This window comes from Brucella tritici, assembly GCF_008932285.1.
Lineage (GTDB): Bacteria > Pseudomonadota > Alphaproteobacteria > Rhizobiales > Rhizobiaceae > Brucella > Brucella tritici.
On the sequence record NZ_WBVY01000002.1, the window covers coordinates 653,025 to 666,373 of the forward strand.

Below are 13,349 nucleotides of genomic sequence, written 5' to 3' on the forward strand. Positions count from 1 at the left end.
GAGATGTTTCCACCCGTTCCCAATCCTAGCGTCCAGCCGCAACAGCCGCGTTTCGGTGACAAGGACCTTATCAGGCGGTCGGCGTCGAATGTGACGCCTGCCGAACGCCAGACCGAGGTGGCGAAGCTCATAGATGTGTCGAAATGCATCGGCTGCAAGGCCTGCCAATCGGCCTGCGCCGAATGGAACGACACGCATGAGGAAGTCGGCATCAATGTGGGTGTCTATGACAATCCGCACGATCTGACGCCGAATACCTTCACGCTGATGCGCTTTACCGAGTGGGACAATCCCGATACCGGCAATCTGGAATGGCTGATCCGCAAGGATGGCTGTATGCATTGCGAAGACCCCGGCTGCCTCAAGGCTTGCCCGGCGCCTGGTGCAATCGTGCAATATTCCAACGGTATCGTCGATTTCATCCACGATAACTGCATCGGTTGCGGCTATTGCATCAAGGGATGCCCGTTCAACATTCCACGTGTGTCGGAAGTGACCCACAAGGCCTATAAGTGCACGCTCTGCTCTGATCGTATTGCAGTCGGACAGGGGCCTGCCTGCGCCAAGGCATGCCCGACGCAGGCCATCGTCTATGGCACCAAGGACGAGATGAAGGAATGGGCCGACGGACGCATCAAGGATTTGAAATCGCGCGGCTTCGAGAATGCCGGTCTTTACGATCCGCCGGGCGTCAGCGGCACGCATGTCATGTATGTGCTGCACCATGCCGACAAGCCCGAAATCTACGCCAATCTGCCGAACAATCCGCGCATCAGCCCGGTTGTCGAAGCGTGGAAGGGCGTATCCAAATATGCGGGCATGGCCGCAATGGGGCTGGCCGCCGCAGCGGGTCTGCTGCATTATATCTTCAAGGGTCCGAACGTCGTGACAGAGCATGACGAGGAACAGGCCGAAAAGCTCACGGGAGAGAAAAGCTCATGAGCAAGACCGACTTTGACGATGTTGAACGCGGCGACGGGATAGAACCCGGCAAGCCGGTCAGGGTGCACCGCTATTCAGGCGGAGCACGCATCAATCACTGGATCACCGCCATCAGCCTCGTGCTGCTGGCCTTGTCCGGCCTTGCCATGTTCCACCCTTCGCTGTTTTTCCTGTCGGGCCTGTTTGGCGGCGGACAATGGACACGCGCCATCCATCCGTGGATCGGCGTGGTGTTGTTCTTCAGCTTTCTTGGGCTTTTCGTGCGTTTCTGGAGCGCCAATCTGTGGAAACGTGAAGACAGCCAATGGCTGGCACATGCCAATGACGTGATCTCCGGCAATGAAGAAAAGCTGCCCGAAGTCGGCAAATATAACGCCGGGCAGAAGCTCGTTTTCTGGTCCATGTCGCTGCTGATTATCATTCTGATCGTTTCAGGCGTGATGATCTGGAACGAGTATTTCGGTTCCTTCACCAGCATCAACCAGCAGCGCTGGGCCTTGCTTGTCCATTCCATGGCGGCGGTGGCGGCGATCTGCGTCTGGATCGTGCATGTCTATGCCGCGATCTGGGTCAAGGGCACGATCCATGCGATGACACGCGGCACGGTTACTGGTGGCTGGGCATGGCGACATCACCGCAAATGGTTGCGCGAACTGACATCGAAGCAGAAAGTGAAACAGGGCGGCGGAAAGCCTGCCGCCTGAATTTACGCGGTCGTCATTCGAGGGCGATCATATTCAGTGGTCCACGTGGCCCGTTGGGTTCGTGAGGAGTGACATGGCAGGCAAGAAAGATCTGGTGCCGGACCCGACGGTCATCGGCGAAATATCGGTCCCACCCTTCGTACAATTGCCGGACCCCGGCGTGCTTTTCGCCGAAAGAGCAGGGCGGCTGCGCCTTTTGGGCTCGGTCAGCCCGCTGAAACCCTATCTCGAATTTATTGCCGATCTGAGCGAGGCGCAGTCCGACATAGCGGCTGGTCTTGGTCCTGCCACTGTAGCGCAGGGCGATGAGCGGGGGCGAGAATTCGGCATGCCGGCGATCGATCGTGCGGATGCCATATCGCAAGCAGCGCTCAATACTGTCTTCGACCGGCTGTTCGAGCGTGCTCGCAATATTGCCAAGCCGCAGGATGCCGCCGATGCGCTGGAGCGCGTGGCGACTGCCAATGCGGGTGAGCGTCGCCGGATGATCGAGGCACTCTTTGCCGGTGTTCTGCCACCGGAAGCAATTGCGGAACATATTTATATCTGGGCAGGCTTGCAGCTTCATTTCACGCGGCTTGCATCGGCGCTTGATCCGAAGTCGCTGAAACCCGTTGCAGATGGCGTCTGCCCGACTTGCGGCAGCATACCATCAAGCTCAATGGTCGTGGGCTGGCACGGCGCGCATGGCGCTCGCTTCTGCTCCTGTTCCATCTGCAACACGCTCTGGCATTATGTGCGGGTCAAATGCGTGTGCTGCGGTTCCACAAAGGGCATCGGCTACAAGGAAGTTGAAGAAGGCGGCGGCATCATCAAGGCCGAAACCTGCGACGAATGCCAGAGCTGGGTCAAGATCATCTATCAGCAGCTATCGGCGGATGCCGATCCTATGGCCGACGATATTGCGAGCCTCGGCCTCGATATCTTGATGCGTGAGACGCCTTACCGGCGACGCGGGTTCTCGCCGCTTCTTGCCGGATTGTGAGGCAGCATGGACCAGATCAAGGCTTCGCTGCGTCACCTTCCGTCCGTGGATACCATCCTGCAAATGCCGGAGCTCTCCGGGGCATTGGAGAGTTTTGGCCATGCGGCGGTGACGGAAGCTGTACGAAAGGCGCTGGGCGATGAGCGCGAGGCGGTGAAATCCGGGGCCTCGCTCTCCAGCAACGCGCATTTGGCTGAACGGGTTCTCCATGTGCTTGAAGCGTCGGGGCAATCGAGCCTGCGACCGTTATTCAATCTGACCGGAACTGTGCTGCACACCAATCTGGGGCGCGCCATTCTTGCCGAATCTGCAATCGAGGCCGCTACGCAAGCCATGCGGCAGGCGGTTTCGCTTGAATTCGACCTGTCGTCGGGCGGGCGCGGCGAGCGGGACGACCATCTGCGCGCACTTGTCTGCGAACTGACAGGGGCCGAAGACGCAACCGTCGTCAACAATAATGCAGCCGCCGTGCTGCTGGTGCTGAACAGCCTTGCCGCGGGCAAGGAAGCCATTGTGTCACGCGGCGAGCTGATCGAGATCGGCGGCGCATTCCGCATGCCGGACATCATGACCCGCGCCGGGACACGACTTGTCGAAGTGGGCACCACCAACCGCACCCATCCGCGTGACTACGAGAATGCAATCAACCCCGATACAGGGCTGGTACTGAAGGTCCACACTTCCAACTATCGGATTGAAGGTTTTACGCGGGAAGTCTCCGCGTCGGAACTGGCGGCAATTGCGCGAGGCAAAGGCGTGCCGCTGGTTAATGATCTTGGTTCCGGCACGCTTGCCGATCTGACTTCCTTCGGTCTCGCGCACGAGCCGACGGTGCGCGAAGCGGTCGGGGAAGGTGCAGATATTGTCACCTTTTCCGGCGACAAGCTTCTCGGCGGACCACAGGCGGGGTTCATCGTCGGGCGGCGCGACCTGATTGCCCGCATCAACAAGAACCCGATGAAGCGCGCCTTGCGGGTCGACAAGATCAGGCTCGCAGCACTTGAAGCGACGCTGAAACTTTATCGCAACCCGGAACGGCTTGCGGAAAAGCTGCCGACCATTCGCTATCTGGCGCGTCCGCAGGCTGAAATTGCCGCGCAGGTAGCACGGCTCAAGCCGGAGCTGGAGAAAATACTCGGCCCGAATTTCACCGTGGCGGTGACAGACTGCGCCAGCCAGATCGGCTCCGGCGCATTGCCGCTCTCGACCGTTCCAAGTGCGGGATTGTCGATTGTGCCGAAGGATGGCAGCGGTTCCGCGCTGACCGCGCTTGGCAGTTCATTGCGCGCGCTGCCTTTGCCGGTGATCGGACGGATTGAAAAAGGCGCATTCGTGCTCGATCTGCGCTGCCTTGATGACGAGAATAGTTTCGTTCGGAACCTGTCATCCTATGCGGCTCGCTGATCTTTTCACCCGCAAGCCGAAGCCGGACACGACAGCTCAAGCGCTGGAAAAGGCGCTTGTCGCTGCAAAGGCGGGCGATTACGCAACGGCGCTTTCCATCTGGGAGCCGCTGGCACGTGCAGGCAATGCGCGTGCGCAGAACAATATCGGCGCCTGTTTTGCGGGCGGCATGGGCGTTGAGAAAAATATCGACCTCGCCCAGCGCTGGCTGGCGCTTTCAGCGGCGTCTGGCGATGCTTCCGGCCAGCGCAATCTCGCTTCGCTCCTCTTCAAGGATGAAGACATCGAAGCCGATTATCCGGAAGCTGCAAGGCTGTACCGGCTTGCCGCAGAACAGGGTGATCCGCAGGCGCAGGACATGCTGAGCTGGATGCTCATGGAAGGTGAGGTGATAGCCGCCGACCCGGTTGAGGCGCGTGAATGGGCGCTGAAGGCGGCGGAGGGCGGTGTAGCTGCAGCCATGACCCGGCTTGGCATGATCTATCATAATGCTCTCGGCGTGCCCCGTGATCCTTCTCAGGCCGTACACTGGTGGCGGAAGGCGTCCGCCGCGGGTGACCCGGATGGCGAAGCCATGCTTGGCGCAGCACTCCATCTTGGCATGGGCGTGGAACGCGACCCGGTGGCGGCTTACGAATGTCTCATGCGCGCCGAGGCGGGCGGCAGCGCGCTTGCCACTCCTTTCATCGAGGCAGCGCGCAATGCGCTGAACGAAAAGCCATGATCGTCGGAACGGCGGGGCATATCGATCATGGCAAGACCTCGCTGGTGCGCGCCCTTACACAGGTGGATACGGACCGGCTGAAAGAGGAAAAGGCGCGGGGCATTTCCATCGATCTCGGCTTTGCCTATCTGCCCTTGTCCGGTGACGAAAAGGATATACTCGGCTTTGTTGATGTGCCGGGGCATGAAAAATTCGTGCATACGATGCTTGCCGGTGCGGCGAGCATCGATTTCGTCATGCTGGTTGTCGCTGCCGATGACGGGATAATGCCGCAAACGCGCGAACATCTGGCAATCGTCAATCTGCTTGGCATCCGGCGTGGCATCGCCGTCATTACCAAATCCGACCTTGTCGAACCTGACCGTCTTGCCGAGGTTGAAACCGCTATCAGCAATGAACTGGCGCTGACAGGGCTTGCCGACATTCCCGTTCTGGCGGTCTCCACCATTTCCGGTGCCGGGATCGATGATCTTAAAGCCGTGCTGGAAACCGAAGCTCATGCATTCGGCGAGCGGCGGGCAAATGGACGCTTTCGTCTTGCAGTGGACCGCTCCTTTACGCTCAAGGGCGCAGGCACAGTGGTCACGGGTACAGTGCTTTCCGGCAAGGTCGCTATTGGCGACCATCTGGTCATCAGCCCGTCTGGCAAGGAGGTGCGTGTCCGCACCATTCATGCGCAGAACAGGCTAAGCGAGACCGCGCAGGCGGGTGATCGCTGTGCGCTCAATCTGGCAGGCGACGGCATATCGAAAGAAGCGGTGCATCGCGGCGATATGCTGGTGTCGCCCGACCTTCATCGCCCGACGGACCGCATCGATGCATCGTTGCAAATCCTGTCCTCGGAAAAAAAGCCGCTTGGTCAGTGGTTCCCGGTCCGCCTGCATCATGCCTCCACCGAGGTCGGTGCGCGCATCGTGCTTTTGCGGGATGAAGAGCTTTCGCCCGGCACCGAAGATCGGGTGCAACTGGTGCTGGATCGTCCCATCGCGGCTTCGGTCGGAGACCGTTTCGTCATCCGCGATGTGTCCGCACAACGCACCATTGGCGGCGGACGGTTTCTCGATCTGCGCCCGCCGCAACGCAAGCGCCGCAGTCCGGAACGCATGGCGCAACTTGACGCCCACTCCATTGACAACCCCGTGGAAGCGGCACGCGCATTGCTGACTGCCGAACCTTACTATCTTGATGCGATGGCATTTCTGCGCGACCGCGCGCTGGCGGACGATCCGCGAGGTCTGGCGCAGGCGCTCGATGCCTTGATGCTCCCGCAGGCGAACTCCGTCCTCTTGCTGTTGCCGGAACGATGGGACGCTCTGCGCGAAGATATTCTGGCGCGGCTCGGCACTTTCCATGACGAAAACCCAGACCTGATCGGCATGGGTGTTGAACGGCTGCGGTTGCTGTTGAAACCGCGCCTGCCAGCACCCGCCTTTCGCGCTGCGATCGCCGCGCTGGTCGAAGCGGACCTGCTGAGGCTGGACGGCGCCTGGCTTCGCCTGCGCGATCATGAAGTGACGATGAGCGATGCCGACGAGGCGCTCTGGCAGCGCATCGCGCCGCTGCTTGGCGGTGAGGCTCGTTTTCGCCCGCCGCGCGTGCGTGATATTGCAGGTCTGCTTGATGAGCGGGAGGAAGATGTTCGCCGCCTTCTCAAACTTTCAGGGCGCATGGGCCGGGTGCACGAAGTGGCGCACGACCATTTTTTCCTGCGGGCAACGATTGCCGAAATGATCGGTATCCTGTCGGATATGGATGCGGCATTTGATGGTGGCTGGTTCATTGCAGCGCGATTTCGCGACCGGGTGGATAGCGGTCGCAAGGTGGCGATCCAGATACTGGAATTCTTCGATCGCAACAGCGTCACGATAAGGCGCGGAGACATGCGCCGCCTGAACCGCCGCAAGCTGGACTTGTTCGGCGATTTCACGCAAGGGGAAGTAGGGACAACCGGAGAAATAAAGTGAAATCTCTTTCGACGACCATCTGCCTGATACTCGTTCTGGCCGCCGTTGGCGGCTGCGCTAACCGGCCATGCAATGAGTGGCCGGGAACCTGCATCATTCAGTGACCGGCGGCTGGATACCAGCCGTCTAGAGCATTTCCTGTTTTGACTGAATCGTTGGAAATGCTCTATCTGTTTGTTTTTAATCATGTCTTTATCCCGAAACCGGTTCCCACTTTCGGGAGACATGCTCTAGATTGACGCTATGATTGCTGGTGCTGTAGGAATGACGAGCGAATGAAAGAGTAGCAACAGGTTGGAAATCTGCCCGTTGCTACTGCGTGCCGATATGAATTTATGCAATGAATTCAATATCTGGAAGGGATACATGCCCGGTGGCATGTCCGGACTTCAAATCCGGGAGGGGCCGATAGACGGTCTTTGGTGGGTTCGACTCCCATTCTCTTCCGCCAATCGGCTTTTCAGGTCATCTTGAGCGTACGATGCTCAGCACATTGCGCACCACTTCGTCCTGAAGCGGGCGCTGTTTCTCGATGTTGAAATGGCCGATATCCTTCATGCCCGAGAAGTCGCGATTGTCGAGGCTCCCCCTGAAACGCGGGCCGGCGGTCAGCGGCAGGCCCCAGCCGTGCTGCTTGAAATAGAAATTCACGACACGCCTTATATTGCCGGGCAGAGGGGCAGGCGCGGTGGCGGCAAAGGTGGCCATGTAAGTGACCTGAATGCCCTTCTTTTCAAGCGCGGTTGCAATGTCGATGACGGCATTGGCGCCGAGCGAGTGGCCGATAAGAATGACAGGTGCGCGCGGGTTCTTCCGCTGGTCGGCGAGTATCTGATTCAGTACGAAACGCCAGGCCTGATGCCCCTCGACATGCGCATCCACTCCGTTGGCCTGCAACTGCTTGCCAATTTCGTCGATGCCGGTGGAGAAGACATCCCCGAAACCCCGCAGAAGATAAACATCGGCCTGCGGCGAGTTTCGGGACGGTGTTTTGGGTGCTGCCTGTGCCGCGCCGCCGTAGAGCGCAAGTGCAGCCCCCGCAAACAGCAGGCTGCGACGGGTCAGGGATTTCGAACGCAAACTATTCGGCTTTGAATTCATCTTCGATTACCTGTTAGAGCGCGTCCGAAAAATGGCTTTCGAACGAGGCGCATCGAAAGAAGTATTTAGAGCGCTGATCCGTTTCGGCCAAATCACTAGAACTTGATTCTCGGAATGACACGGCCGGTCCGGCGCGCATACTCATCATAGGATGCGCCGAATGCTGCGCGCATCATCGCCTCCTCGTGATCGACACGATAGAAATAGAGGATAGCAACGCCGACAAGGCCAGCCAGACCGGCAAACCAGTTCGGCAGCAGGCAGAATTGGGCAATCGCCCACAACCAGAATGACAGATACATCGGATGACGGACATATTTGTAAAGTCCATCCGTCACCAGCTTGTGTTCGCGGCGGATTTCAAGCGAGACGGACCAGTTTTTGCCCAACTGGCGGTGGCTTGCATAGAAAAGCCAGAGGAAAGCGATTTCGACAATCAGCCCGATCCAGGCCAGCCATGGCTGGAAAGCATAATCGGCAAGGGCAGGAAAGCCCGTTGCGACATAGACAATCGGGATCAGCGACAGGCCGACGCTCGCCGCACCCAGCGCCAGCCTGTCGGCCAGCGTCTTTGCATTGTTGGCGACTTTGATCTTGCGCGCACGCCGCTGATGCGGAATGCGGATAACGACCCAGGCGACAAGCCCTATAGCCCAGACGATTGCGGCCAGTGTCGGTGTCATTCGGCAGTACTTTCTTTCATTGGCAAGGCACCGATTATTCGGCCATCCGTCCGGTCTCCGAGTGAGGTCGGCCCACAGCAAATCTGAAAGAAATCATACCAATAGGGCTTTGTATTTCCGAATACATATTGATAGTGCACGCGAAAAAGATTCCGCTTCACACGTTTGTAGATTTCGGGCTGCAGCATGTCCTTTATTCGCACGGTCTTTGTCACGGGGAAAGACCGCTGCGGTTCGCGCTTCAGACCCATCTCGGCCACGGGATCGGTTTTGTAGAAGTTGATCGCGTCGGTCAGGCACTGGATTTCCACCCAGTCGATCTTGCCGTCGTCCACCAGCCGTTGCACGCCTTCGCGAAAATGCTTGCCCGCCGGGTGATAGCCTGCCTTGAGCGCGGTCGATCCAAGGGTGAGGACTGTCACTTTGGGCGCGCGGTCGCTGAATTCCGGGTCGATGGCAAGACAGCGCGCTGCAACGTCCAGCATCAACATGCCGCCGGTGCTGTGGCCGATCAGAATGACTTCGTCATAATGTTTTGCGGTGATGCGCTCGACGATTCCGGCTGCAAAGCGCTGCATCAGGGATTCGGCGTCCTGCCGTCTTCCCCGAATGAAATTGAGCGAAAACGACCACAGGTCCATCAGATGGTTGGTTGACCATCGCTTGCCCAGAACGGCGAGTGCCGCGGAAAAAACCGCCAGGCCGACGAACCAGCTCACCGCGCCCAGCCACTGGACCGTCCAGCGCGCTACCGCATAGCCCGCGGCAGCAAACAAAGCGAGCACGAGAAACGGGTAGAGGAAATAGAGCCCGAAGCGCCAGGCTTTTGCAAAGAAGCGAAAAGCGGTGCCGGTTACGACGAAATCGCCGAAAGCGACAAGATATTTGGCCAGCCTGACAGGCAGGGGGCGGTCGAAATCCGCCAGCACTATTCTGTCCAGAACGAGAAAATTGAAGTCTGTTTCAGTGTCCCAATTATTGTCGGCGGGAGCCGTCGTGATCGACACGGAGCCGATCTCGCCGTCCGCTGATATGCTGACATCAGAAACGTCGGAGCGAACGCCCCAAAGCGCCTCGAACCTTTTGATTTCTCTATTCAATCGACCAAAAAACGCCTCCGGCGTTTTCGGATCGTAGCCGCCAATGAAGAAGACAGCGCGTTGTCGAACCGGTTGCTTCATAAGCAAACCGTAATTTGGGGCTTTCGGATTGTCGAGATCATTGCCAGTCATCCCCAAACAAATATGTTTGAACTTGCTCGCTTATCTCATGTCGACCAGACCGCGCCTTATCGCTTCACGGGTTGCCTCGGCGCGAGAAGAAACGCTCAGTTTTTGATAGATGGCCTTCACATAGTCGCTGACTGTGTGTTCCGATAGTCCAAGTTTGCGGGCGATTTCGCCATTCCTGTGTCCAGCCCCGATCTCTTTCAGCACTTCGGTTTCGCGGCGTGAAAGGTGGATAAACTCGCCTTCCGGTTCTGTTGCTGCCGGATGTGCGGATATGGCTTTCACCCGCGCGACCAGATTGAGTCTTGCGCGGATCGTGAGAATGAGAACGTCGAAATCGATCGGTTTCGTGAGGTAGTCGTCAGCGCCTGCCTCCCGGCCTGTCAGCTCATGGCTGCGATCGGCAAGGGCAGTCAGGAACAGGAATGGTGTTCCGGCAAGGTCGGCGCGGGAGCCGCGAATCTGTTCCAGAAATTGCAGGCCGTTGGTGCCGGGCATCAATATATCGCAGATGATGATGTCGGGTGTCGTCGTGTCCAGCACACGCAACGCTTCGCTCGCATTGGCAGCGCCGATGGCATTGAAACCCGATGTGCTCAATTCATCGATCAGTTCTTCCAGAATATGTGTTTCGTCCTCGATGCAGAGGACGGTCGGCATGGGGAGGATTTCAGGCAGTCGCATGCTGGGCCACCTTTGGTAGAGTCAGAATGAACACCGTACCTTGTCCTTCAATGGAAGTGAAGACAAGCGTTCCGCCATGCAATTCGGCGAGCGCGCGCGACAGGCTGAGGCCGAGGCCGGTGCCAGCCATATGCGATGCGTTGCTGGCACGGAAGAAGCGGGTGAAGATGCGGCCCGCATCCTCTGCCGGTATGCCGATGCCATAATCACGAACGATGCAGCGGAACTCGTTGTCATCCTCCTCGGTGGTCACTTCTATGGGCTTGTCGGCTGGGGAATATTTGGTGGCATTGCCAAGCAGGTTGACCAGAATCTGCTCGACCAGAATGCCATCGCAATAACAGAAGGTCTCGCTGTCCGGAATGTCTGTCACCAGCTCCAGCTCGGGATGCAGTTCCTGATGATAGGCGCAGGTGTTGCGGACCAGTTCCGAAAAATCGACCGGCTGCCGGTTGATCTGAAAGCCGTTCTCATCGAGGCGTTCCGCATTGGCCGTGCTTTCCAGAAGCAGGATCAGGCGGCGGCTGGCATTGCGCATGCGCTTTGCCTTGTCGATGATGATTTCAGGCGTGAACTCGTCGGCGCGGCGGATGAAGCGCTGCGCGATGATGTCGATGATCGAGACAGGCGTGCGGAACTGGTGCGATACCGTGGTGATGAAGCTCTTGTAAAGCTCCTTGGCCTTGCGCTCGCTTTCCAGCGCCTCGCGCAGGGCGGCGGTGCGGTCGGCGACGGTGTGTTCCAGTTGCTGCTTGTATTCCTGCAGCGCCTTGTGGGCGCGCTCGGCCTTGCGCATGTTGGAAAACACCTGCCATGACAGGATGGCACCGGTGGCCATGATGCCCAGCACTGCGAACATGATCAGGTAGATCGACTGCAATTGCTGGTCGCGCTGTGCGCCGCCACGGTCACGTTCCAGGATCATTGCATCATTGGCAACCTTGGTCAGTTCCTCGCGCATGGGGACGAGTGCTTCGTAAATGGCGACCGGGTCGAACTTCTCAGGTTCGGCATCGATCATCGCCTCGATTTCGGGAAGCCGGTCGGCATTGCGCTGGATGGTTTCCGCACCGCCCGGAATGCGCGCGAAATATTTCTTCTGCGGCGCATCGGCCAGAAGCGCAAAACGGCTGTAGAGAACGTCGAGGCGAAGCGAGAGATCGGCGGTGTCCGCGTTGCCGCTCGGCAGTGTCAGCGCGGTTTCGCCCAGACGCCCGGCATCACGCTCGGTCTGGGTGATGGCCCAGACCATGTTTTCGCCGACATAGGTTGCGAGCGATTTCTGGATGACGAGAAGCTGAATGAAAGCATAAGCGAGCAGGGCCGCAAACCCCACCATGACCAGGCCGGAAAGAATGTAGCCCCGCTTTAGTCTCATTTCACCTCGATCTGCTTGAGCTGCCATGCCCATCGATGATCATAGCGCGAATCGTTGAGTTCCTCATGCTGGTCGCGCGGGTAGACGATCCAGTATGGTCCCTTGTCACGCCGGTTCAACTCCTTGCCGTTCATCTTGTGCGCAACAAGGACGTCGTATTTATAGGCGTCTTCCAGCGGAATGCTGATGCTGTAATCGTTGAGCGCCAGCACCGTGATCGAATGGCTGGTTGCATCTTTTCCGTCGACACCCACCGTTGCCAGCACGTCGCGCAACAGCACGCCGTCGAAATTCTGCGGGCCTTCGGTCCATGCGGTGTTGGTCTGCAGCTTGTTCTGCGGCAGTTTCGTGAAATCATCGGTGCTCAGTACGCGTGTCGTTCCATTCGGAGCGATAATGGTCAGCGTGATCGTCACCGCGACGGGCGGCGCAGCATTGGCCACGCCGGTAAAATGGGTGATTTGGCAGATGGCGAAAAACGCGATCAGTGCCGGGAGCGCCAGAAGACGCCGGAAAGCGAACATCCAGTTTGCGCATGACACGTGAGGTATCTCCAGAAACGAAAAACTGCGAATGTAAAGAAGCTTAAACGGGAGGATGCGGACAATTTCAAGATTCTCTTGAGCTTGCGGCGCAAGATTCTCCGTCAAAAGCATCAGTTCACACATAACATTAAAAAATTTTGGTCCAATTTTAAATAAATATCAAACTGATTCACTGGATATTTTAATCTGTACCGGCGTTTACAAGTCATTTCTGGATAATTAACGGGTTCTTCTTTATGGGCTACCCCCCTGAATAGGGGAATTGTTTTTCGCTACTAGAGCGTTCACTAAATGATCGCCGGCCTGTTGGGGCTTAGGAGGCTGGCGCAAAAATTGGGCGGGGGCTGCTTATCGACCGCGGGGAGTCGGGGTCGATAGGCAGCCAACCAGTCCGGATAGCGCGGAAGCAGCGACAACGGTTACTCTCGAAACGAAGCGTTTCGAGCTACGAACAAAAACCGATCCTGCGTTCATCGATTGCTTACCGGACAAGAATGGCCGACTGGCATCTGGTCGAGCCTTGTGAACCTGCCGTTCGGGTTCCTCGATCAGAGCGAGCTTGCACCTCTTTCGCGTCCTTCATCTGAAGGGCGCTTTTTTTTCGCCGATATCTGGATGGCGACCTCAAAACCAGCAGGGCAAAAACCAGCTTGAACTGGCTAAATCTCAAAAAAGTGACGACTACTGCCTTTCGCAACAATCGTCACAAATAAAGATATGGCAGTTCAGCTTGACAGTTATTTCTGTTTCGGTGCCGTTGTCTGAATGCTTGCAGTTGTCTGAGGCTTCTCCATCTTCGTGGAGGATTGAGCATTATGATAAGTGCAGTCTGCCATCGCAGCCGTAACCGACAGAGCGAGGACAGCGGTAGTCACGAATACGACTTTCATGTCTGTCTCCCTTCAGTTTGGATGTAGCATTGCAACGGAAAGTTTAGCAGAGCCCGATCGCCCTGTCGCATCACATTGTCCCGGAACATCATGTGCCACATTTTGGTCATGATTTA

General features: G+C 57.7%; 13 protein-coding genes and 1 tRNA gene. 7 read left to right on the forward strand and 7 right to left on the reverse strand.

The window, feature by feature from the left end:
• The first annotated feature begins 3 nt into the window (after positions 1 to 3).
• The 7 genes from fdxH to F9K94_RS08435 all read left to right on the forward strand — a co-directional run bounded on the left by fdxH (position 4) and on the right by F9K94_RS08435 (position 7,174).
• Positions 4 to 942 (forward strand): formate dehydrogenase subunit beta, encoded by a 939-nt coding sequence (gene fdxH, locus F9K94_RS08405; protein ID WP_151644880.1) that lies wholly within the window; start codon positions 4 to 6, stop codon positions 940 to 942.
• Positions 939 to 1,646, forward strand: a complete 708-nt coding sequence (locus tag F9K94_RS08410; protein ID WP_151556249.1) for a formate dehydrogenase subunit gamma — start codon at positions 939 to 941, stop codon at positions 1,644 to 1,646. The genes fdxH and F9K94_RS08410 overlap by 4 nt, the downstream gene beginning before the upstream one ends.
• 73 nt (positions 1,647 to 1,719) lie before the next feature.
• Positions 1,720 to 2,631: a formate dehydrogenase accessory protein FdhE gene (fdhE, locus tag F9K94_RS08415; RefSeq protein WP_151644882.1), complete on the forward strand. Its 912-nt coding sequence runs from the start codon at positions 1,720 to 1,722 to the stop codon at positions 2,629 to 2,631.
• 6 nt (positions 2,632 to 2,637) lie between these two features.
• The gene (selA, locus tag F9K94_RS08420) at positions 2,638 to 4,035 is read left to right on the forward strand and encodes an L-seryl-tRNA(Sec) selenium transferase (RefSeq protein WP_151644884.1); all 1,398 of its coding nucleotides are present in this window, start codon (positions 2,638 to 2,640) and stop codon (positions 4,033 to 4,035) included.
• Complete coding sequence (locus F9K94_RS08425) at positions 4,022 to 4,759, forward strand: tetratricopeptide repeat protein (RefSeq protein WP_151644886.1); 738 nt, start codon at positions 4,022 to 4,024, stop codon at positions 4,757 to 4,759. The genes selA and F9K94_RS08425 overlap by 14 nt, the downstream gene beginning before the upstream one ends.
• On the forward strand, positions 4,756 to 6,723 hold the full coding sequence (gene selB / locus F9K94_RS08430; protein WP_151644888.1) for a selenocysteine-specific translation elongation factor: 1,968 nt from the start codon (positions 4,756 to 4,758) through the stop codon (positions 6,721 to 6,723). The genes F9K94_RS08425 and selB overlap by 4 nt, the downstream gene beginning before the upstream one ends.
• A 355-nt stretch (positions 6,724 to 7,078) precedes the next feature.
• A tRNA-Sec gene (locus F9K94_RS08435) sits at positions 7,079 to 7,174 on the forward strand.
• Between the two features lie 14 nt (positions 7,175 to 7,188).
• Here the strand turns inward: F9K94_RS08435 and F9K94_RS08440 are convergent.
• The 7 genes from F9K94_RS08440 to F9K94_RS24595 form a co-directional block, all read right to left on the reverse strand.
• On the reverse strand, positions 7,189 to 7,824 hold the full coding sequence (locus F9K94_RS08440) for an alpha/beta fold hydrolase domain-containing protein (RefSeq protein ID WP_407922035.1): 636 nt from the start codon (positions 7,822 to 7,824) through the stop codon (positions 7,189 to 7,191).
• Positions 7,825 to 7,919: 95 nt separating this feature from the next.
• Complete coding sequence (locus F9K94_RS08445) at positions 7,920 to 8,507, reverse strand: protein-S-isoprenylcysteine O-methyltransferase (protein ID WP_151644890.1); 588 nt, start codon at positions 8,505 to 8,507, stop codon at positions 7,920 to 7,922.
• Entirely contained in the window at positions 8,504 to 9,688 is a 1,185-nt protein-coding gene (locus F9K94_RS08450; RefSeq protein ID WP_151644892.1) for a lipase family protein, read from the reverse strand. The genes F9K94_RS08445 and F9K94_RS08450 overlap by 4 nt, the downstream gene beginning before the upstream one ends.
• 81 nt (positions 9,689 to 9,769) lie before the next feature.
• Complete coding sequence (locus tag F9K94_RS08455) at positions 9,770 to 10,420, reverse strand: response regulator transcription factor (RefSeq protein WP_151556170.1); 651 nt, start codon at positions 10,418 to 10,420, stop codon at positions 9,770 to 9,772.
• The gene (locus F9K94_RS08460; RefSeq protein WP_061346736.1) at positions 10,407 to 11,798 is read right to left on the reverse strand and encodes a sensor histidine kinase; all 1,392 of its coding nucleotides are present in this window, start codon (positions 11,796 to 11,798) and stop codon (positions 10,407 to 10,409) included. The genes F9K94_RS08455 and F9K94_RS08460 overlap by 14 nt, the downstream gene beginning before the upstream one ends.
• On the reverse strand, positions 11,795 to 12,340 hold the full coding sequence (locus tag F9K94_RS08465) for a molybdopterin-dependent oxidoreductase (protein WP_235813503.1): 546 nt from the start codon (positions 12,338 to 12,340) through the stop codon (positions 11,795 to 11,797). The genes F9K94_RS08460 and F9K94_RS08465 overlap by 4 nt, the downstream gene beginning before the upstream one ends.
• A 740-nt stretch (positions 12,341 to 13,080) precedes the next feature.
• Positions 13,081 to 13,233: a hypothetical protein gene (locus tag F9K94_RS24595; protein WP_210250251.1), complete on the reverse strand. Its 153-nt coding sequence runs from the start codon at positions 13,231 to 13,233 to the stop codon at positions 13,081 to 13,083.
• Positions 13,234 to 13,349 lie beyond the last annotated feature (116 nt).